Source organism: Polyangiaceae bacterium (genome assembly GCA_015075635.1).
Taxonomy (GTDB): domain Bacteria; phylum Myxococcota_A; class Polyangia; order Polyangiales; family Polyangiaceae; genus JADJKB01.
The window spans coordinates 1,625,484-1,646,835 of the sequence record JABTUA010000002.1 but is presented as its reverse complement, the minus strand read 5'-3'; the positions used below and the strand labels follow the sequence as shown (position 1 = coordinate 1,646,835).

The 21,352-nt window shown below is 71.6% G+C and carries 13 protein-coding genes; 4 read left to right on the top strand and 9 right to left on the bottom strand.

The window, feature by feature from the left end; genetic code table 11:
- Window positions 1–8: 8 nt before the first annotated feature.
- Entirely contained in the window at window positions 9–1,046 is a 1,038-nt protein-coding gene (locus HS104_23655) for a zinc-binding dehydrogenase (protein ID MBE7482957.1), read from the bottom strand.
- A gap of 155 nt (window positions 1,047–1,201) precedes the next feature.
- On the opposite strand from HS104_23655, the gene HS104_23650 reads away from it, so the two are divergent.
- Window positions 1,202–1,999: a hypothetical protein gene (locus HS104_23650; GenBank protein ID MBE7482956.1), complete on the top strand. Its 798-nt coding sequence runs from the start codon at window positions 1,202–1,204 to the stop codon at window positions 1,997–1,999.
- A gap of 4 nt (window positions 2,000–2,003) precedes the next feature.
- Here the strand turns inward: HS104_23650 and HS104_23645 are convergent, their stop codons facing one another.
- Genes HS104_23645 through HS104_23635 form a run of 3 tightly spaced genes read right to left on the bottom strand, consistent with a single transcriptional unit; the run spans window position 2,004 to window position 9,111 of the window.
- A complete protein-coding gene (locus HS104_23645; GenBank protein ID MBE7482955.1) occupies window positions 2,004–3,578 on the bottom strand; it encodes a protein kinase in 1,575 nt (524 codons plus the stop codon).
- 24 nt (window positions 3,579–3,602) lie between these two features.
- A complete protein-coding gene (locus HS104_23640) occupies window positions 3,603–4,784 on the bottom strand; it encodes a hypothetical protein (GenBank protein ID MBE7482954.1) in 1,182 nt (393 codons plus the stop codon).
- Between the two features lies 1 nt (window position 4,785).
- Window positions 4,786–9,111 (bottom strand): sigma 54-interacting transcriptional regulator, encoded by a 4,326-nt coding sequence (locus HS104_23635; GenBank protein MBE7482953.1) that lies wholly within the window; start codon window positions 9,109–9,111, stop codon window positions 4,786–4,788.
- 63 nt (window positions 9,112–9,174) lie between these two features.
- Between HS104_23635 and HS104_23630 the strand changes: the two genes are divergently transcribed.
- On the top strand, window positions 9,175–10,995 hold the full coding sequence (locus HS104_23630) for a sulfatase-like hydrolase/transferase (GenBank protein ID MBE7482952.1): 1,821 nt from the start codon (window positions 9,175–9,177) through the stop codon (window positions 10,993–10,995).
- Between the two features lie 86 nt (window positions 10,996–11,081).
- On the opposite strand, the gene HS104_23625 is transcribed toward HS104_23630, so the two are convergent.
- The 4 genes from HS104_23625 to HS104_23610 all read right to left on the bottom strand — a co-directional run bounded on the left by HS104_23625 (window position 11,082) and on the right by HS104_23610 (window position 14,899).
- Window positions 11,082–11,948, bottom strand: a complete 867-nt coding sequence (locus tag HS104_23625) for a hypothetical protein (protein MBE7482951.1) — start codon at window positions 11,946–11,948, stop codon at window positions 11,082–11,084.
- Between the two features lie 87 nt (window positions 11,949–12,035).
- Window positions 12,036–12,869: a phosphatidylserine decarboxylase gene (gene psd / locus HS104_23620; protein MBE7482950.1), complete on the bottom strand. Its 834-nt coding sequence runs from the start codon at window positions 12,867–12,869 to the stop codon at window positions 12,036–12,038.
- A complete protein-coding gene (locus tag HS104_23615; protein MBE7482949.1) occupies window positions 12,866–14,089 on the bottom strand; it encodes a fatty acid desaturase in 1,224 nt (407 codons plus the stop codon). The genes psd and HS104_23615 overlap by 4 nt, the downstream gene beginning before the upstream one ends.
- A 3-nt stretch (window positions 14,090–14,092) precedes the next feature.
- The gene (locus HS104_23610; GenBank protein MBE7482948.1) at window positions 14,093–14,899 is read right to left on the bottom strand and encodes a hypothetical protein; all 807 of its coding nucleotides are present in this window, start codon (window positions 14,897–14,899) and stop codon (window positions 14,093–14,095) included.
- A 253-nt stretch (window positions 14,900–15,152) separates the two neighbouring features.
- Here HS104_23610 and HS104_23605 point away from each other — a divergent pair, with 253 nt between their 5' ends.
- Window positions 15,153–16,883: an OmpA family protein gene (locus HS104_23605; protein ID MBE7482947.1), complete on the top strand. Its 1,731-nt coding sequence runs from the start codon at window positions 15,153–15,155 to the stop codon at window positions 16,881–16,883.
- A 14-nt stretch (window positions 16,884–16,897) separates the two neighbouring features.
- Window positions 16,898–19,975, top strand: a complete 3,078-nt coding sequence (locus tag HS104_23600; GenBank protein ID MBE7482946.1) for a DUF11 domain-containing protein — start codon at window positions 16,898–16,900, stop codon at window positions 19,973–19,975.
- A gap of 35 nt (window positions 19,976–20,010) precedes the next feature.
- Here the strand turns inward: HS104_23600 and HS104_23595 are convergent, their stop codons facing one another.
- Window positions 20,011–21,339: a sigma 54-dependent Fis family transcriptional regulator gene (locus tag HS104_23595; GenBank protein ID MBE7482945.1), complete on the bottom strand. Its 1,329-nt coding sequence runs from the start codon at window positions 21,337–21,339 to the stop codon at window positions 20,011–20,013.
- Between the last annotated feature and the right edge of the window lie 13 nt (window positions 21,340–21,352).

Below are 21,352 nucleotides of genomic sequence, written 5' to 3'. Positions count from 1 at the left end.
AAGCACGCTCAGCGCTCGGGGAGAAGCACCAGCTTGCCCACGGTGGTCCCCGACTCGATCAGCTCGTGCGCCTTCCGCACCTCGGAGAGCGGGAAGGTGCGCACGGCGTGCGGGTGGATCTTCCCCGCCTCGAGCCAGGAGATCAGGTCGCGCATGCCCTCGGTCAAGAGCTCGGGCCGGTCGAACAGGTACGAGAGGTTGAACGCCATCACGCTCTTGTTCTGCTCGGTCAGGTCGAGCGGGTTGAAGCGCGGGGTGCGCAGCCAGTCCACCGCCAGCTTGCCGTAGCTCGGCTTCCCGCCGCTCTTCGGCATCATGGTGTGGAAGCCGTAAATCACCAGACGCCCTGCCGGACGCACGTGGCGGAAGCTCTCCCCGAGGGTCTCCACGCCGTTGGCGTCCAGGACCACGTCGTAGCCTTCGGGCGCAAGGCGCTCGGCCCGGGCCCAGAGATCCTCGGTGCTCTTGTCGATGACCTCGCTGGCGCCGTGAGCTCGCGCCGCGTCGCGCTTGTGCGAGCTGCCGACCACGCCGATGACGTCGCAGCCGTGGAGCTTGGCGATCTGGGTCAGCGCGCCCCCCACACCGCCAGCTGCCGAGTGCACCAGCACCTTCATGCCCGGCCGGAGCCGGCACAGCTCGATCAACGCGAAGTGCGCCGTCAGGAACACGCCGGGGAAGCCGGCGGCGTGCGCCGCGTCCACGCCGGCGGGTCGCGGGAACACCTGGTGCTGCGGCAGCACCACCTGGGTCGCGTAACCGTCGAAGCGGGTCACGCCGATCACCTGACTGCCGACGGCCGGCTCCGAGACGCCAGCACCCAGTCGCGCCACGCGGCCGGCGACCTCGAAGCCCGGCGTGATCGGCCAGCCCACGTATTTGCGCGCCGACGAGTAAAGGCCCATGCGCACGATGCAGTCGGCGTAGTTGACGCCGGTCGCGTCCACCTCGAGCAGCACCTGTCCCGGCCCGGGCTCGAGGTCGGGGTGATCCTCGAGCACGAGGCGCTCGTAGGAGCCGGGGCGGTGAACGACGACCTTCTTCACCCGGCCGGTCTAGCCGCGTCGCGCGACGATGGCACGAGGCTACGCCGAATCTGCTCGACCGGTTCGTGCAGCTTCGGCGTTTGCCCCCAGATTTCTAGCGGAATCCTGCCTGGTCCGGGGCTTGCTCTCCCGGTGGGCCAAGGAGACCCCGAAGCATGACCCGCACCTCGATCTTCATGACCGTCCCGCTCTTCTGCGCCCTGCTCGCCTGCAAGGGAGGCTCGGCGACGAAGACGGATCCCGCCGGCACCGAGACCACCGATCCGAAGACCAAGTCGGCCGAGCGCGCGGCCGGGGCCGCGGTGCCCGCGTCCTCGACCGCCAAGGGCGGCACACTGGCGCTCACCGTGATCGAGGGGCGCGCCGAGGTGGAGGACACCGGCTTCCTGCACATCGTCGGCCTGATCCGCAACGACACGCCGAAGTGGATCGAGTCGGCGAAGGTCTCCGTGCTGCTGTTCGACGCCGAGGGCAAGCCGATCGGCGTGGACTCGATCGCGGCCGCGGAGGGCTTCGGCGAGAGCGCGCTCGGCATGCGCCACAACGTGCCGCCCGGCGAGGTCACGCCCTTCCACTACATCCGCGACATCAAGAAGCTGGCGCGCCCCTATGCCTCTCACAAGCTCGAGCCCAAGGCCTTCCCCAGCGACTCGAGCTACGATGCCAGCGCCTCCGACGTGAAGATCGACAAGGAGACCATCGGCAAGACGGAGTACTGGCGCTTCAGCGGCAACGTGAAGAACGCCGGCAAGCCCTGCATCAACCCGCAGGCGGTGATCGCGCTCTACGACCGGAGTGGCAAGATCGTGGACACCCGCAGCGGGCTCACCGAGTGGGAGGTCAAGAACCAGTGGCCCACGGGCGGCTCGCTCGCGTTCAAGACCGGCCCCATCGACACCAAGGGTGTCATCGCGTCCAGCAAGGTCTGGGGCGACTGCCACGAGCCCTGGTGAGTTCTCACGCCTTCTTCTTGCGCGAGCGCTTCTTCCGGGCGGCCTGCTTCTTGGGGGCCGCCTTCCGCTTGGGAGCGGCCTTGTTCCTGGCGGCCGGCTTCTTCTCCAGCTTGGCGCGGGGCTTCGGCTCGGCCCTCTTCACCGGCTTGGGACGCTCGGCGGGCAAATCGACCGGGGCGCTCACCGCCATCGGCAGCGTGTGCTCGCGCGTCGCGGGTGCAGCGTCGCCGCCGAGCCAGGCCACGACGTCGCTCGACTCGGGTTCGGCGGGTGGTGCCACGTCGAAGTCGCTGCCCGCGAGCCACTCGCGCACCATCGACTTGCCTTCGCGGGCGCGCTTGCCGATCGCCATCACCGGCGAGACCGAGACGGGTCCGGCACGCGAGGGCGGGGGCGCGTCGTCGAGCGGCGTCGGGGCGGGCACGAACGGCAGCGGGGTGCGCTTGCGCTCGCCTCCAGTCACCGCGTCCGCGACCCGCGCGACGACGCCCGCCGCGCGCTTGAACACGCTCTTCAGCGCCGGCAGCGCGCCGGACATCGGCAGCTCGATGCTCGGTTCGGAGCGCTCGGGCAGCGGGAGCGGCGACATCACCGGCGTCTTGATGCGGGGCGCGGGCGCACGCGCGGGTGGCGCCTCCAGGGGTGCGCTCGCCGCGGCCGCGCTCGCGAGATCCTCGGCGGTGACCAGCGCGCTGGCCAGCGCGGGGTTGCCGAGGGCAGCCAGGAGCGCGTTCCAGGCCCCGCGCAGCGTGCGGAAGCGCAGATCCGGATCGATGGCGAGGACCTGCTGCACCCAGTCGTCCACCTCCCGCGGCACGTCCGGCCGGAGCGGGGAGAGCCGCGGGCGCTCGGCGCTGGTCGCCGCCTTGAACTTGTCTTGGAGCGACGTGCCGGGGAAGGGGAACTGGGCGGAGAGCGCGCGGAACACCAGGACTCCGAACGAGTAGACGTCCACCCGCTGATCGAGGCCTTCGGAGCGACCCTTCCAGGCCTCCGGCGCGATGTAGCTGGGTGAGCCCACGATGGTCCCGGCGGCGGTGAGCGGCATTTGCGAGCGCAGCCGCGCGAGGCCGAAGTCCAGCACGCGCACGCCGCCGCCGGCCTTCTCCGCCAGCATGAACACGTTGGCGGGCTTCAGGTCGCGGTGGATGATGCCCTGCTCGTGGGCTCGCTCCAGCGTCGTGACCACGGGCTCCAGCACGGCGAGCAAGGTTGGGACGGAGATGCGCTGGCCACGCTGCTCGAGCGCCTCGAGGTGGGCCTCGAGGTCCACGCCCTCGAGCAGCTCCATGACCAGGCACAGCTTGCCGGTGCTCGAGCGGCACAGGTCGATGAGCTCGACCGCGGAGGTCCCCGCGAGCTTCACCAGCGCGAGCTGCTCGCGCCTCAAGCGCTCGACCTGTTGCGGATCCTTCGCCGCGACGTCGGTCAGCATCTTCACCGCGACCAGCCGGCCGGTGTCGCGGTCCCGCGCCTTCCACACCAGCCCGTGACCGCCGCGGCCGATGATCGAGCCGAGCTCGTAGCGCCCGGCGATGACGTGCCCCGAGTGCGGTTCCTTGGCGTCGAGGCGGCTCATCGCGAGCCAGTATATCGAAAATCGTCAGCGCGGAATCGCGAGCAGAGCGGGCGCGCTTCCCGCGGTCTTCTCCACGGCGAGCACCGTCATGCTGCTCGACGCGCTCGGTGCGTGGAGCACCGCCAGGCTCCCGAGGCTCTGCTCGGCCGGGGGCGTCGCGCCGTCGAGCGCCGCGCGCCAGAGCGAGCTCTGCCCGCCCCAACGCACCACCCACTCGGCGACGCCCGCGCTCGCGGTTGGACGCACGGCCACCTCCGACTGCACGTCCGCGAGCTTCAGGCCCGGCGAAGTGAGCGTGGTCATCGGCACCGCCACGATGGAGTACTCCTGGAGCTTCGGGACCGGGTGCACGGTGATCCACTCCAGGTAGGCCAGCGTGCCGCTCGAGCCGAGCATGGGGAACGCTTGCTTGCCGGGCGCCTGCTTCGGAGTCGTGGTCCCGGTGGCGCGCTCGATCACGATGATGTCCGCCTGCGTGGTGCCGTCTCCGGCGTAGACGCCGCTCGGGTCCTCCGAGAAGTCGCTGACCGCGACGTGGCTCGCCGACACGTCGGCGAAGCGCTGCTGGCCCTTGCCTCCAGCCACGAGCTTCACGGCCTGGTCAGCTGGCGTGTACAGGAACACGTCCGTGTCGGAGTCCGCGGTCGCGCCGAGCCAGCCGGTGAAGACCACCGCGTCCGTCGTCGCGCGAGGCTCGCCGGCGTGGTCGAAGCTGCCGCTCAACGTCGAGGTCTTTCCGCCGTGGCGTACGCGCACCGCGCCTTTGCCGCCGACGTCCGCTTCCCAGCACAAGACGTCGCCGGAGAGGCTCGGACGGCGCGGGCTCTCCGCGGCCTCCGCGATCGCGGTCTCGTTGCCGGTGGCCAGATCGCGGAGCCACAGGCGCTGGTCGCTGGCCGACACGTACGCGAGCCGGCAGCCGTCCACCGAGTACGACGGGAAGCCGTCGAGATCGACCTGAGCCACCTCCACTCCCTGCGCGTTGGCCAGGCAATCGGGCGCGCCACCGCTCCCGCCGGAGGAGGTTCCACCGCTGCCGCCGCTCGGACCTCCGCCGCTCGCGCCGCCGCTCGCGCCGGCACCGGCTGCGCCGCCGCTGCCGGCCGCGCCTCCGCTCGAAGTGCCGCCCGTGCCGGCTTGCGACGCCTCATCCGAGCCGCACGAGAGCGCCAGGAGCGCGCAGAGTGAAAGGGCCAAGCGCAACATGTCACCCACCCGAGGCCTTGGGCTCGCGGAGCCCCAGCCGAACCATCTTCTTCTTGAGGCCCTGGCGCGTCAGGCGCAAGCGCTCGGCCGCCCTCGTGATGTTTCCCTGTTCGGCGGCCAGGGCTTCACGCACCTCGTCCCGCTCGGCCTCGGGGCCTTCCGCCTTCTTGGCCACCCGGAGGACCGGCGCGTCCTTGAACGCCGCGCGCACCTCCCGCGACAGGTGCTCGAGCTCGATGCGCGACACGCCGAGGGCGGCCACGCGCTGCAGCTGGTGCTCGAGCTCCCGCACGTTGCCCGGCCAGCGGTGCGCCGTGAGAGCGCGGGCCGCGCGCGGAGAGATCTCGCTCTTGGCGCCCGCCGCCGCGAGCACGCGCTCGGCGATGAGCAAGATGTCCTCGGGTCGCTCGCGCAGCGGCGGTACGCGCACCTCGAGCACGTTGAGGCGATACAGCAGATCGCGGCGGAAGCTCCCGAGCTCGACCTCGCGCTCCAGGTTCTTGTTGGTCGCCGCCACGATGCGCACGTCGAACGGCTTCTCTTCGTCGCTGCCGACGGGGCGGTAGTGCTTCTCCGCCAGCACGCGCAGCAGCGTGGCCTGTCGCATCGGCGGCAGCTCGCCGATCTCGTCGAGGAACAACGTGCCGCCCTCCGCCCTCGCGATCAGGCCGGCGCGAGCACGATCCGCGCCCGTGAAGCTACCGCGCGCGTGGCCGAAGAGCTCCGCTTCGAACAACGAGTCCGGTACGGCGCCGCAGTTGATGGCCACGAACGGCGCCCGGGCGCGCGGACCGAAGTCGTGCAGCGCGCGGGCGAAGAGCTCCTTGCCGACGCCGGTCTCGCCGGTGATCAAGACCGGCAGCTCGCTGTCCACGGCGGTGTCCAGGCGCGCGAGCGCGCGTTCGATGCCGGGGCTCTGGCCGACGATGCTGGGGAAGGCGTGGCGACGCCCGCGGCCCGGCAGCACCGTGCTCGGCTCGTGGCTCGGCAAGGCGAGCAAGCTCGGCGCGCTCGGCTCGGCGGCGCTCGGCGCGCTCGGCGGCGTTCGCCCGAGCGCCAGGCAGAGGCCAGCGCAAATGGCCCAGCGCTCGACCGCTTCGCGGTCCAGTCGCTCGAAGGCGTTGGGCACGAAGCGATGCTCGAGCAAGAGCAGCGCGCGCTCGCCCGAGGGAGTCTCCGGTCCCAGCGCCGACAGCCGCGAGCCGCGTCCGCCGCGGGTCGCCAAGGTGGGGTGGTGCGCGACGCCGCCCGCGCGGAGCGCGCTCTCCCGCGCATCGCTCGGCACGCGCTCGGCGGCGTCGGCGATGGCGAGCCCGTCGATGTCCACGCCGAACCCCGCCGCGATCCGCCCCGCGGGGTCGAGCGCGAGGACGAAGACCCGCTCGGCGCCGCTCGCCTCGACCACCCAGCGGCAGAGCGCCAGCGCCGCCGCCTCCCGGTCCGCGCTCGCCGAGGCGGTGGCCAGGAAACTCCAGAGCTGATCGGCGTCGGGCATGCTCGCGTCGGTAGCGTAGCCGGGAGGCGCCGCAGAGGCGAAGCGCCGGCGCGCTTCGCCGAGCACGGCGAGAGCGCGGGCCTCTGGCTCGGGCAGGCCCGCGGCCCGTGCCCGGCGCACCGCGGCGACGGCCGTGCGCGCGGCCAGCCTGCGGTCTGCCGGGAGCGTACACAGATGAGCCCGCGCCTCGAGCGTCAGCGAGCGGGTCGCGAGCAGCGCGTCGTGGCTCGCGAGCTCGGAGTCCACGCGGGCGACGTGCGCCAGCGCCTCCGCCCCGTCGCCTTCGAGCAGCGCCAGCTCGGCGCGCAACAGCGCGAGATCGGCGTGGACTGGCTTCGGCACGACGTCGCCCAGGTGCTCGGCCTCGGCGATGGAGCGCTCCGCGGCCCGGGCGTCACCGCGTCTGAGCGAGACGTCGGCGAGCGCAGCCAGGCACCAGCCCGCGCCGGAGAGCTGCCCGAGCGCGCGGCAGGTGGCGACGCCTTCGCCGAGGGCCGCCTCCGCTTCGGAATACCGACCGAGCTGGCCCAGCGCGAGGCCCAGGTTGAGCAGACACGCCCAGGTCCCGCCGCGGTCGCCCAGCGCTCGCTTGGCTCCGAGGGACGCCTCGAAGGCCGCGCGCGCCTCCTCGAGCCGCCCGCGGTAGAGCGCGACCACGCCGCGGTTGTGGTCGAGCCGCGCCAGCTCCTCGGCGTCGTCCACCCGATTGCGCGCCAGGGCCTCGCCAGCAAGGGTGAGCGCGCGCTCCGCCTCGTTCCAGTCGGCCCGATACAACGCGGCCGACGCCAGCGTGGAGAGCGCGAGCGCGCGCTGGCCCGGGTCGTCGCCCGCACGAGCCACGGCCTGCTCCGCCAGCGCGCGGGCTGCCTCCTGCTCGCCCGCCCGCGCCTGCTGCTCCGCACGACGGCGCAGCGCCAGCACGGCGAGGGACGGCTCTCGGCTCGCCGCAGCATCGAGCCAGTCCAGGAGCTCTGGGTGCAGGCCCGCGCTGCCGCCGCCGCGCGTCGCGCGATCGAGGGCCCCGAGCACCTCCGCCGTGCGCTGGCGCGGATCCGCCGCCAGCGTCGAGAGCGCGGTGGCCTCCTCGGAGCGCAGGCCCTCGGCGCGGGCGACCTCGGCCGCGAGCGAGAGCAGCTCGGCGCGTCGCGTGGGAGGTGATGGCGCGCCGGCGAGCGAGAGCAGCTGACCCGCTGAAGCGAGCGTCTTCCGCGAGAGCAGAAGGTCCGCCACGCCGTCCACCACCTCGAAGCTGGCGAGGGCATCGGCCAGATCGCCGCGGATCTCGGCGTGCGCGAGGGACAGCGTGACGTCCTTGGCGCTCACGCTGCGCCGCGCGAGGCCCGCGACGGACAGCTCGGCGAACGCGCGCCGCGCGTCGCTCACGCCGAGCAGTCCGATGAGCAGCGCCTCGGCGGCGTGGCCGTCGAGCACCGCCAGCGCGCCCAGCGCGCGCGCCGCCGGAGCCGAGAGCGTCCGCGCCCGCTCCAGCACCGCCGGCCGAGACAGCGGAGCCTTGCCCACCAGTGCGACGACGAAGCCAGGGTTGCCCTCGCTCGCGGCGAGCAGCTCCTCGGCGCGTGCGGGATCGACCCCGAGCTCGCGGCACAGCTCGTTCATGCCGCGGAGATCCAGCGCCGGCAGCTCGGTGACGGGCGCGTCGGCGGGCGCGCTGCGCACGGCGGCGAGCACGCTGACGTCGTCGGGATCGCGCGGACGGCAGCGGAAGGCCTCGAGCGCGGCCCGCAGCTCGAGCGGCGCGGCGTGGAGCTCGTCCAAGGCCAAGAGCAACGGCCCGCTCGCGAACGGTCGCGCCGCTTCGTCGCCGCGCAGCCAGGCCGTGAGCCGTGGCAGGAGCTGGCGGTCTTCCAGGGGAAAGCGCAGCAGCCGGGCGCCGCGCCCCCCGAGCAGCGCGCGGGTCACGAGCTCGCCGAGCAGGTGGCTCTTGCCCACGCCGGGCGGTCCCGCCAGGTACGACACACCGGTCGACAGCGTCGCGAGCGCGGCGAGCTCACGCTCGCGGGGCGAGCGCTCCGAGCCGGCCGCGCGGGTCGAGCGCACCGCGCGGGGCGCTGCGAACGACAGGCTCTGCCCGAGCAGGGCCAGCGCCTCCCGGGCATCGTCCGGGCGGTCCTCCGGGTGCGGCGCCCGCAGCCGATCGACGACGTCGCCCACGCTGGGAGGCAGCCAAGGCGCGAGCTCGCGCACCGACGTCGGCGCCGGTGCGCGTCCGGTCGCGATCGAGAAGACCAGCGCACCGAGCGCATACAGGTCGCTCCTAGGGCTCGGCGCGGCGCCCCCCAGGAGCTCCGGCGCCGCGTAGCCGTGGGTCACCGCCAGCGGTCCGAGCTCGGCGCGGGCTCGGGACACCGCGGCGCCCAGGTCGAGCAGCGTCGCGCGACCACCCTCCGGCACGCGCACGTGGGCCGGCTTGAGGTCGCCGTGCAGAAAACCGCTCTCGTGCAGCAGGGCGAGCGTCGCGGTCACCTCGCACAGGAGCCGGGAGACTCGCTCGGCCCGAGCCCGCTCGCTCGGCGCCGCATCGAGCCACTTTCGCGCGTCGGGTCCGTCGATGAAGTCCTCGACCAGGAATGGCGCACCGGTCCTGGCGTCGCGCCCGAGATCGTGCGCGCGCACCAGCCCCGGCACGTGCAGGCGCGAGAGCAGCGCGAACTCACCGCCGAGCAGGTCGGCGTCGAACAACCCGGGCTGCCACAGCTTGGCGACCAGCGGGCGCGCCGGCGCCTCGCGATCCGTCACCCGGAGGACGAGCGCCTGGGCGCCTTGGCCCAGCACCGGTCCGGGGAGGTAACGGGGGTGCTCGAGGGGGGTCATTTGAAGCAGGGTACGGTCCTTGTAAGCAGGGGGCGATCCAGTAGCGGAAGTAGCGAGAATCCCATGAGAGATGCAGCAGCCCAAGTCGCAGTTACCGGTAACCAGCCAGCCCGCTGGTTACCAGCGGCCACCTGGCAGCGGGCGCTGACGCTCGCGGTGGGTCTCGGCGCGGCCAAGGTCGCGCTGGTCGCCCTGCGGATCGCCGACGGAGGCGGAGGGCCGCTGTTCGACGTGGCGGCGCCGTTCGCCCTGTTGCACCAGGACGCGCTCCTGGTGGGCGGCTTCGCGCTCGTCGATCTCGCGCTGTCCCGCGCGCGCCTCGAGCGTGCGCTCTGGGTCGTGGTCTGGGGCCTGCTCGCCTACGCGGCGTTCAACGTGGCGGTGGCGCGGGTCTTCTCCACGCCGCTCACGGTGTCCATGCTCGGCGCCGCTGGCGGCGCGCTCAGCGACTCGATCGTCGCCTACGTCACCGCGGCGAACCTCACGGCGATGGCCTTCGTGCTCTGCGCCGCGATCTTCGTTGCGCGGCACCGCTCCCTGCCCTCGCGCCGGCGCGTCACGCTCGCGCTCTCCGTCGTGCTCGCGCTCGGGCTCTTCGGGCCCGCGGCGGCGGCCCGCGTCGAGACGCTCGGGCTGCACCGCAACGCCGCCGTCGCGCTGGCCGCGACGGGCTTCGCGCGGCTGGCGCCGCCTCCGCGCAGCGGACGCGTCGCGGAGCTCCCGCCGGAGGGTCCGGCGCTGGATCTCGGGCACCTGGCTGGCGCTGCCCGTGGCCGCAACGTGGTCTGGGTCATCCTCGAGTCCACGGCCGCCGAGTACCTGGGCGCCTACGGAGCCAAGCTCGATCCGACGCCGAACCTGACGCGGCTGAGCGAGAACGCCGTGGTGTTCGACGCCGCCTACAGCGCCTACCCCGAGAGCATCAAGGGTCTCTGGTCGATGTTGTGCGGGGAGGCGCCGGCGGCCCAGAGCAGCGCGAAAGACTACGTCGCCTCGCGCCTCCCCTGCGCCTCCGTCGCCCAGTCTTTCCGCAGCGCCGGCTACCGCACCGCGTTCTTCCATTCGGGCCGCTTCCGCTACCTGGGCATGCAAGGGATCGTGGACGAGCGCGGCTTCGACGCGTTGTTCGACGCCGAGACCATCGGCGGCAAACACGCCTCGAGCTTCGGCACCGACGACGCCTCGACGGTGCGCCGGATGCTGCGCTTCGTGGACGAGCTGCCCCAGGGAGCGCGCTTCTTCGGCGTCTACTCGCCCATCTCCGGCCACCACCCCTACCGTTCTCCGGGCGAAGGGCCGCGTCCGTTCCCGGCCAAGACGGAGAAGGACCACTACCTGAACGATCTCTTCGCGGGCGACGCCGCCTTCGGCGAGCTGGTCGAGGGACTCCGAGCGCGCGGGCTCCACCAGGACACGCTCTACGTGATCGTCGGCGATCACGGCGAGGCCTTTGGCCAGCACGAGGGCAACTTCGCCCACACGCTCCACCTGTACGAAGAGAACGTGCGCGTTCCGTTCATCATCGCCGCGCCTGGCCTGACCCTCGGGCGGGTGCGCGCGCCGCAGGTCGCGAGCCTCACCGATCTCAGAGCGACGACGCTGGCGCTGATGGGCCTGCGCCGCGGCCGCTCGCTCCTCGATCCGGAGCCCGGCGTCGCGCGCTTCTACACCGATCACGGACCGCTCACCCTGGGCCTGCGCCAGGGTCGCTACAAAGCCGTGCACGAGACCGAGCACGACCGGACGCGCCTCTTCGATCTGACGACGGATCCCGGGGAGCAACGCGACCTCGCCGCCGAGCAGCCCGAGCGCGTCGCGCGCTACCGGAAGCACCTCTTCGAGTGGTCCGCGGCCCGGCGTCACGCGGTCAGCACGCCACCTTGACTACATCATGCCGGCGTACCTGGAGTACTGCGCCGCCGCCGGCTATGCGCCGCACGCCTACTGACTTCGAACGCTGGCGCTCGAGCTCACTTCGTCGGCAAGGGCCTGTGATCGCTCCAGCAGGTGGATGAGCCGTCGTCGCAGGAAGCCCACTGCTGAGCCTCGAGTTGAAAGCTCAGGCTTCCAGCCGTCAGCGCATCTCCCGATTTGGCCGCGCCCTGAGCGACGGTCCGTCCGGAGCCCATCACGGTGCCGGGGATCTTCATCGCGAGAGGCGCGCTGGTGGCCGTCGAGGTCAGCCGAACGTCGAACGCAGACGTGAGAAAAGGCTCGCCAGCCTTGGCGCAGTCCGTCCCGCGGAGGATGCAGTCCACCGTGGCGTTGCCCAGCGTCAAGCTCAGCTTCCCGATCAGCTGCGCGGCGTCGAACGGCTCGCTGAACGCGATGCTCACCTCATTGGGGTGTTTGGGGGAAAACTGGACTCTGATGGGACGAAGCGCGCTCCCCGTGAAGAAGTGAGTGCTCCAAGCACCCTGACCCGTTGCGTATGCGATCTCGAGCTCGGAGCTCTGGTGGATCCGCAGCCAGCACCACTCGTCCGCCGGAAGGTTCGCCTTGGCCACGAGCTCGACGGTGTAGGATGGCGCTCCATCTTTGCCGAGAACATCACGCACTTCCACAGGCTGCTCCGCGCTCGCGCACAGGTAGGTCGCTGCGGCCTCGAGCTTCGGCTTCCACTTCCAGGGGGGAGGGGTGATCTGGTACGAGAACCTGAACAGGCCTTCGAGCGGGACGTTGGTGGCGCCGGGCAGGGGGCCCGTCGGCCCCAACACGGCAGGGCCGCCCGCCGCGGCGTCCACCGTCCCCGCGGGGCTCGGTTCGGGCCTCCGGTCCTCGGCGCACGCGCTCACGATCCCGAGACACATCAGAGTTGGCAACGACCTGAGGAACATCGCGAGCCTCCTTCACTGGTAGCTGAACGAGTGCAGGTTGCAACGCCGTGTGCCCGATGGGCGCGCCGCCGGCTACACGCCGCACGCCTACCGACCCAGCTCGAACAGCTTCTGCCCCATCCGCACCTCTGCGCTCCGTCGCGGGCTCGTCGCCACGCCCCGGGGCAAGAGCACGACGACCGTGGAGCCGAAGGCGAAGTGGCCGACCTCGTCGCCTCTCGCCAGTCGCCGGTCGAGCGCGAACGGCGCCGGCTTCACCCAAGCGTTGCGCTCCACGCCCTCCAGGTGGATGCCGCCGATCAGGCTCGCGCCGACCATGACCATCAGGAACGGCCGGCCGTGCGCGTCGCGACAGGAGAGCGTGGCGCGCTCGTTTCGCTCGTACACCCGCGGGATGACCTCGAGCGCGTCCTCGTTCTGCGGGAAGTAGCGGCCGGGGATCCAGCGCACCGCCTCGAGCGTGCCGTCCACCGGCATGTGCACGCGGTGGTAGCCGCGCGGCGTGAGAAAGATCACCGCGTAGCTGCCGCCGTCGTACTCCGAGAGCTCGAGGTCGTGGAGGCGCCCGTTGACCACCCGGTCCACGCTGAGCCGCTGCCCCTTCACGACCAGAGGCCGATCCAAGCGCAGCGTCCCTGCGGCGAGCAGGTTGCCGTCCGCCGGGGCCACGAAGCCGCCGTCGAGCGGCCGCGCGCCGGGCGCCAGCCGGCGCAAGAAGAAGTCGTCCAGGGACTCGAAGCGTCGCTCTTCGAACTCGCTGAGCGCGATGCCGTCGCGCTTCGCCCAGTAGCGCACCGCGCGGTCCACCGCCCAGGCCGGTCGCGTCGCGGAGGTCACCCGCGCGACGCTCCGGTTCATCAACCGGTGCGGCAGGAAGCCGTAGCACTCGAGGAACGTCCGCGTGCGGTGCAGCGCCGTCATGCCGGGAGCCTCAGGCTGACGCGCTTGAGCAGGAGCCAGGAGACGACGCGCGACACACCGCTGGGTCGCGCCCACACCCAGTCGTGCCGGAGCACCGCGGCGCGCTGCTCGGCCTCCGCCAGGAGGTCTCGCTCGCCGACGAAGGCCAGCGGCGCCACCACCAGATCGTGCCGGCAGTGCTCCTGCGGGTCGAAGCTCTCGATGCAGAAGCGCACCCGGGAGAGCTCGAAGCCGCGTCGCTTCAGGTGGTCCACGGCGCGAGAAACGCTCTCGGCGGAGCGATCCACCACGACGAAACGTGCTTCGGGCAGGAGCTCGGCCAGGACGAGCAAGCTGCGTGGGAAGAGCCCCCCGCCCACGATGGCGACGCGGCGCGGGCGCTCGGGCAGCGCGCGCAACAAGGGCGCGATGGCGCGGGCGTGGCTCGCGAGCATGAAGCGTTGCAGCCAGGCCGACGAGAGCGCGAGCCGCTCCAGCGCGCAGAGCAGCGCGCCCCGGAGCTCGGCGCCGCTCCGTGGCAGGAGCTCGAGCCAGCGCAGGTGGGGCGGGAAGTCGCTGGGGGAGAGCGCGATGGCGCTCCGTCGCTCGGGCAGTCGCGTCCAGTGCTCGCGGGGAAAGCGGTGGTGCTCGGCGTGGTAGCCGTCGTTGAACCAGAAGAAGTTGTAGACGCGGCCGTAGTGGCTGACGCCGGCCTCCGGCGCCTCGCGGCGCGCGTGCTCCATGTCCCCTTGGAGGCGGCACAGCGCCATGCCCAAGAGGTAACCCGGAACGTAGGCGAGCAGGAACACCCTCGGCGCGAGCAGCGCGAGGCCCAGCCAGAGCACGCCGATCAGCGCGATCTCTCGCTTGGCCGCCCGGGACAGCGGGCGTCGGGTCCGCGCGGGCTCGCCGGCGTGGTGCCAGACGTGGCGGGCCTTCCAGATCGTCTGCGGCACGCCCAAGAGGAGAGAGAGCCACAGATCCAGCGCCCGGTTCCCGCGACGCGAGCGGAACAGCGGATTGTGCAGGTGGTTGTGCGAGACGGTGTTCGAGCACCAGCAGATCCCGACGGCGAACGAGAGCGCCGCGCCGAGCGGCGGCAGCAGCGCGAACGCCGCCAGCGTCGCCAGGGTCTGCGCCAGCGTCACGCCGACGAGCCAGGCGTCGCGCGCGGAGTGGCGGAACAGCGATCGGGTCCGCGACTCCGAGGGCTCCAGCCACCACTCCGCGAGCATCGCCATGGCTCAGCTCCTCCGCCGCAGGGCAAAGGCCAGGGCTGCGCCCAGCGCGCCGAGCAGCCAGGCGAACGGCGCTGACCGGCCGCCGGACACCGTGCAGCCGCCGTCGTCGTCGGAGTCGTCACCGCCGCCGGAGCTGCCCCCGCTCGCGGTGGCGCCGCCGCTGGAAGCGCCGCCGCTCGCGGTCGCTCCGCCGCTGGAAGCTCCGCCGCTGGAAGCTCCGCCGCTGGAAGCGCCGCCGCTGGAAGCGCCGCCGCTCGAAGCACCACCCGCGCCGGCGCTGCCCGCCGCACCGCCGGAGCTCGCCCCCGCGCTGCCGCCCGCGCCGCCGCTGCCGCCGTCGGGCTGGCTGCCCAGGAACTTCTCGATCACCTGACACGGTGCGAAGCCGCCCACCACGCCCATCGAGATCGGGTAGTCGTCGGGGTTCACGGGCGTCGCGTTCGGCGCGCGCAGCGTGCCCGTCGGCAGCGTCTGGTCGCCGAGCCCGATGCACACGTCGTCCGTGGCGGTGATGTTCTTCTCCACGTCGGCCCACTCGCTGACGCAGGTTTTCTCCTGACCCGACGGGCAGGCGTAGTAGAGGAACCCGAACGCCGGCTCGCTGTAGCCCAGGTAGGTCGTATTCGTGCTCTTGTCGTAGAGCATGGCGGCGCCGTGGATCTGGATCTTCGTGGGCGCGGTCGCGTTCGGCTCGAGCACGACCTTCTTCACCTTCACCCAGACGCCCACCGGAGCGCTGGCGCCCGCCTCCGCCGCGCCAAGTACCGTCCCGAGCGCGAGCGCTCCTGCCAACACATTGCTGAACCTCATTGGAAAGACCTCCTTCGAAAGACAGGGCCTTCAGCAAACCGTGGGCCACACAAGAAGCCAGTGATTACAGCTCGTTGCTGTGACAACTCTGGACATTGGTTACCGGTAACTCGGCGCCTGTTGGCTGCAGGCGACAGGCGTCGTCCCGACTGTCGACTCCGGCCAACACCCCGGCGCCGCCGATCGCGGCTTCACCGGCTCTTTTCGTGCGGGCACATCCGTTGCTATTGGGCACGACTCACGGGTGACCTCCATGCGACGTTCCACACTCACCGCTCTCACCGCTCTTTGCTTGCTCGCGCCGACCGCCGCTCTCGCCGAAGGCGGCTTCGCCCTCGACCGCTACGAGCCGTCGGAGCGCGGCAGCGACTGGTTCGCCAACGAGTCCCTCGATCTGCGCGGCAACGGGCGCCTCGCCCTCGGTGTCGTCGGGGATTATGCGTACAAGCCCCTGGTCTTCTACGACGCCAGCGGCGACGAGCAGGCGGCGGTCGTCGAGCACCAGCTGTTCGTCCACATCGGTGGCGCGGTCATCCTGTTCGATCGCCTGCGGCTCGGCGCGAACCTGCCCCTCCTGGCCTACACCAAGGGCGAGTCGCTGAACGTCGGCAACTCGTCGTTCTCGACCAGCGACAGCACCAGCATCGGAGACCCGCGGCTGAGCGCCGACGTGCGACTGGTTGGCGAATACGGCGGCGCCGCGACGCTGGCCTTCGGGGTCCAGGGCTTCATCCCCGTCGGCAACGAGGACGCCTTCGCGAGCGACGGAAAGCTGCGCCTGCGGCCGCGGCTGATGCTGGCGGGTGATCTCGGATCCCTGGCCTACGCCGCCCAGACCGGCTTCAACTATCGCGCGAAGGGCGACAACCTGGGCGAGGACGCCTTCGGCAGCGAGATGACCTTCTCCGCCGCGCTCGGCGTGCGCGCGCTCGACAAGAAGTTGATCATCGGTCCGGAGGTGTTCGGCTCGACGGTGATCAGCGACGGCGGCGACGGCGCGTTCAAGAAGCGCACGACGCCCCTCGAGGTGGTGTTCGGTGGCAAGTACCGCGTGACCCCGGACTGGCGCGTGGGCGCCGCGGTGGGACCGGGCCTGACCCGCGGCGTCGGCGCTCCGGCCGTGCGCGTGCTGGCCAGCATCGAGTGGTTCCCGGAGGTGGAGAAGGCCGCCGCGCCGTCGGATCGCGACCAGGACGGCATCCTCGATCGCGACGACGCCTGCCCGGACACCCCCGGCGTGCGCACGGACGATCCCAAGACCAACGGCTGCCCGCCTGCGGCGGCGCCGGGCGACCGCGATGGCGACGGCATCCTGGACGCCGACGACGCTTGCCCGGACACGCCGGGCGTGAAGAGCGACGATCCGAAGAAGCACGGCTGCCCTGGGCCGAAGGACAGTGACGGCGACGGCATCACCGACGACGTGGACGCTTGTCCGACCGAGCCGGGCGTGCAGAGCGCCGACCCGGCGAAGAACGGCTGCCCGGCGCCGAAGGACACGGACGGCGACGGCATCCTCGATCCGGCCGACGCCTGCCCGACCGAGGCCGGCCCTGCCGATCCCGATCCCAAGAAGAACGGTTGCCCGAAGGCTCAGGTCAGCGGGGACCAGATCCGCATCCTGGAGCAAGTCCAGTTCGCGACCAACAGCGCCAAGATCCTGCCCGAGAGCGACGGCGTGCTGAACGCGGTGCTGAAGATCTTGCAGGATCTTCCGCAGATTAGCCTGGTCAGCGTCGAAGGCCACACCGACAACCGCGGCGGCAAGGGCTACAACAAGGACCTGAGCAAGCGGCGCGCCGCCAGCGTGGTCAAGTGGCTCACCGACAAGGGGATCGACAAGAAGCGGCTCACCTCCGCCGGATTCGGTCAAGAGAAGCCCATCGACAGCAACGACACCGACGCCGGGCGGCAGAACAACCGCCGCGTCGAGTTCCACATCAAGAAGAGCGAGCCCGGCGCGCCCGAGGTCAAGAAGAAGTGACGGAGAACAAGCCAATGAAGAAACTCACCATCTTGAGCTCGTTCGCAGGGCTCGCCGTGCTGGCGGCGAGCGGAGTCGCCGGCGCGGCGCCGAAGCTGCGCGTCCAGGTCGATCAGAAGGGCGATTTCGTCCTGGTGGGCAACACGCTCGGGCACGACTGCCGGGCGATCGTTCCCGCCCCGGTCGTCGGGACCGTGGGAGCCTGCGGGACCAACACCGCCGACTCCGCGCCGGACGTGTATTGGCGCGCGGACGACCCCGCGGCGGGGCAGGCGGTGGCCAACAACACCGTCTCCATGGCGCAGGCGCGCAGCACGGCCGTGCTCGCCCTCAAGACGGGAGCGACGGTCACCCACGCGTTCCTGTACTGGGGAGCCCGTCGCACCGGCACCACGGCGGACACCTCCGTGACGCTGGAGCGCCAGGGCGGGTTCACCGCGACCGTCAACGCCGTGGAGAGCTACACCGCGGACGCCGGCGGTGGCCAGGTCTACTACCAGTCCGTCGCCGACGTGACCCAGCTCGTGCAGACGAACGGCTCGGGCGGGTACCGCGTGTCGGGCGTGGACAGCTTGTCGTTCATCAACCTGAACCAGAACGTGAACTTCGCGGGCTGGTACATGGTGGTGCTCTATTCGCTCGGAACGGAGGCGCCGCGCAACTTGGCCGTGTTCGACGGCCTCGATCTCGTCACCGGCACCACGACCCAGTCGGCGACGCTCTCCGGCTTCCTGGTGCCCGCGGCGGGCTTCGACGCGAAGCTCGGCGTGATGACCTTCGAGGGCGATCCCGACTCGACCGGCGACTCGCTGCGGTTCGGCAAGGCGCCGCTCACCAACGCCGATCGGCTGACCAACGCCCAGAACCCCGTCGACAACTTCTTCAACGGCACACGCTCCCTTTTGGGCGCGCCGGTCTCCGTCGCCGGCGACCTGCCGCAGCTCACGGGCACGCAGGGCAGCATGTCGAGCTTCGACCTCGACGTGGTGGACATCACCAGCCGCGTGACCGCCGGCCAGACCTCGGCCGACATCCAGGCCACCAGCAGCGGCGACGTCTACCTGCTCGGCGGCTTCGTCACCTCGATCTCGACGTTCAAGCCGGATTTCGCCGCTTCCAACAAGACCGTGACGGACTTGAACGGCGGCACGGTGCTGCCCGGCGACGTGTTCGAGTACACCATCGTCGCCACCAACAACGGCAACGACACCTCGGTGAACACGGTGCTCACCGACAAGCTGCCGGCGGGCGTGACCTACGTGCCCGGCTCGATCCAGGTCAGCGCGGGGGTGGGCGCGGGCGCCAAGACGGACGCGGCCGGCGACGACACCGGCGAGTACAACGCGACCACCAACACCATCACCGTGCGCCTCGGCACCGGCGCCAACGCGACCAGCGGCGGCACCATGGCGGTGGGCGAGTCCATCACCGTGAAGTTCAAGGTGACGATCAGCCCGACTGCCACCGGCACCATCGCCAACCAGGCCAACATCACCGCCGGCGGCCAGCAGGGCGCTCCGCCCGCGACCACCCCGACCGACGGCAACGCCGGCACGCCGGGGCCGCAGACCACCGACATCCCGGTCGGCGACACCGACACGGACAACGATGGCAAGAGCGACTTCGAGGAGACCGTCGCCGGCACCGACCCGAACGACGCCGACAGCGACGACGACGGCGTGCCGGATGGCCAGGAGCCCGACTGGAACAAGGACACCGACGGCGACGGGCTGATCAACGCCCTCGATCCCGACAGCGACGACGACGGCCTCTACGACGGCACCGAGCTCGGGCTCGGATGCGCGGCGACCGGAACGGACGCCACCAAAGGCCACTGCATCGCCGACGCGGACAGCGGCGCGACCAAGACCGATCCGCTGAAGAAGGACACCGACGGCGGCGGCGCCTCAGACGGCTCCGAGGACGCCAACCTGAACGGTGCGGTAGACACGGGCGAGACCGATCCGACCTCCGGGCAGGGCGCCGACGACACTGGAGTCGTGGACACGGACAAGGACGGGCTCTCCGACGCCCTCGAGAAGTTCCTGGGCTCGAACCCCAACGACGCGGACAGTGACGACGACGGCCTGCTCGACGGCGAGGAGCGCAACCCGAGCGACGACACCGACGGCGACGGGCTCGACAACATCCTGGACGTGGACAGCGACAACGACGGCCTGTTCGACGGCACCGAGAGCGGGAAGGGCTGCGAAGATCCGCCGACCAGCGCGGCGGCCAAGCACTGCATTGCGGACGCCGACCCGGCCACCAAGACCTCGCCGGTCATCGCCGACACGGACGGCGGCGGCGTCATCGACGGCAGCGAGGACGCAAACCGGAACGGCAAGCTCGACAGCGGCGAGACGGATCCGACCGTGGGTCACGGCGCAGACGACGGCACCGTCGTGGACACCGACAAGGACGGCCTGTCCGACGAGCTGGAGAAGGCCATCGGCACCGACCCGAACGACGCCGACAGCGACGACGACGGCGTGCTCGACGGCGACGAGCCGAACCTCTCCGCCGACACCGACGGCGACGGCAAGATCAACGCGCTGGACTCCGACAGCGATGGCGACGGACTGTTCGACGGCACCGAGATGGGCCTCGACTGCTCGAATTCGGCGACCAGCGCCGCCTCGAACAGCTGCAAGGCCGACGCGGACGACACGACCACCACCAACCCGTTGATCGCGGACACCGACGGTGGCGGCGTCAGCGACGGCGACGAGGACACCAACAAGGACGGCAAAGTGGACGCGGGCGAGCGCGATCCGCTGAACCCCGCTGACGACAACACCGGCACCGGCGGAGCCGGAGGCCAGGCCGGCAGCGGTGGCGCGGCGGGCAGCGGTGGCGCGGCCGGTGGCGGGGGCGCCGCGGGCAGCGGCGGAGGCAGCGGCGGCAGCGCGGCATCCGGCGGCAGCGGCGGCACCGGCACCGGCGGCGGCGCCGGAACGCCCAGCGCGACCGGCACACTCGAAGGCGGCGGCTGCAACTGCTCGGTCCCGGGGTCAGGCAGCAACACTCCGGCGGCCCTGGCGCTGGCCGGGCTCGCGCTGGCTGCGCTCTCGCGACGCCGGCGGCGCTGAACGCCTCGCTCGTACGGCGAGGGCTCGAGATGCTCTCAGCCCTCGCCGTCGCGCAGCCGATGACGCTGCAAGAGCTTGATCAGGTAGCTGCGGTCCATCTTCGCGCGACGGGACGCCTCGCTCACGTTGCCGTCCGTCGCCGCGATCAGCCGCGCGAGGTACCTGTGCTCGAAGCGCTCGAGCACCGCGTTGCGGGCGTCCTTGTAGGGCAGCGCCAGGTGCGCTTCGTCGCTTCCGTCCCCCCGTGCGCTGGCCACGCCGTTCCCACCCAGGTCGGGCGCTTCGCCCATCGCCAAGGTCGCCTCGACCCAGTTCTTGAGCTCGCGCACGTTGCCGGGCCAGCGGTACGTGGCCAGGGCCTCCAGCGCCTCCTTCGACACCACCGCCTCGACGGGGCCGTCGTGCCCGCACTCGGTGAGGAACTGGCGGACCAGGAGCGGGATGTCCTCGACGCGTTCCCGGAGCGGGGGCAGGCGCATCTCCACGACGGCCAGGCGGTGGTACAGATCGAGCCGGAACCTCCCCGAGTTCACCTCGGCGCGCAGGTCCCGGTTGGTCGCGGCGACCACGCGCACGTCCACCGAGATGTCCTCGCGACCGCCGACGCGCCGGAACTTTCGCCGCTCCAGCGCGCCCAAGAGCTGGGGCTGGAGGTCCGCCGGCAGCTCGCCGATCTCGTCCAGGAACAGCGTACCGCCGTCCGCGCGCTCGAACGCGCCGACGTGGGTGCGCTCGGCGCCGGTGAAGGCGCCGCGCTCGTGCCCGAACAGCTCGCTCATCACCACGCCCGGGGCCAGCGCGCCCGAGTCCACGACCACCAGCGGCCCGTCCTTCCTCGGGCTGTGCTCGTGCAGCGCCCGGGCGACCAGCTCCTTGCCCGTGCCGGACTCGCCGATCAGGAGCACCGCGACCGGCACGCTGGCTACCCGAGTGACCTGTGCCATCAGGCGGCGCATCGCCGGCGTGGCGCCCAAGAGATCGCCGAAGCGATCGCTCTCGTGCACCTCGACGGTGCTGCCGGCGCCGTCGAACACGCGCAGCACGCTGCGCCCGAGCGCAAGCTGAGTCTCCGGAGGAACTACGCCGTGGAAGATCTGAAGCGAGCCGGCGAAGGTGCCGTTCGTGGACTCCAGGTCGGTGACGACGACGCCCCGCTCGGTGCGCGCGAGCTCGAGGTGAAATCGCGACACGGTCGGATCCTGGAGCACGAGCACGTTGCCGTCGGCGCTCCCGATCGTCATCCGCTCGGTGTCCGCCTCGGCGCGAGCGCCCGCGTCGGGTCCCGAGATCACCTCGACCGCCAGCGTTCGCACCTCGACCCGGGCCTTTCCCAGGGAAAGCGGGGACGTTGCGATCGACGGCACGCGACGGGTATAC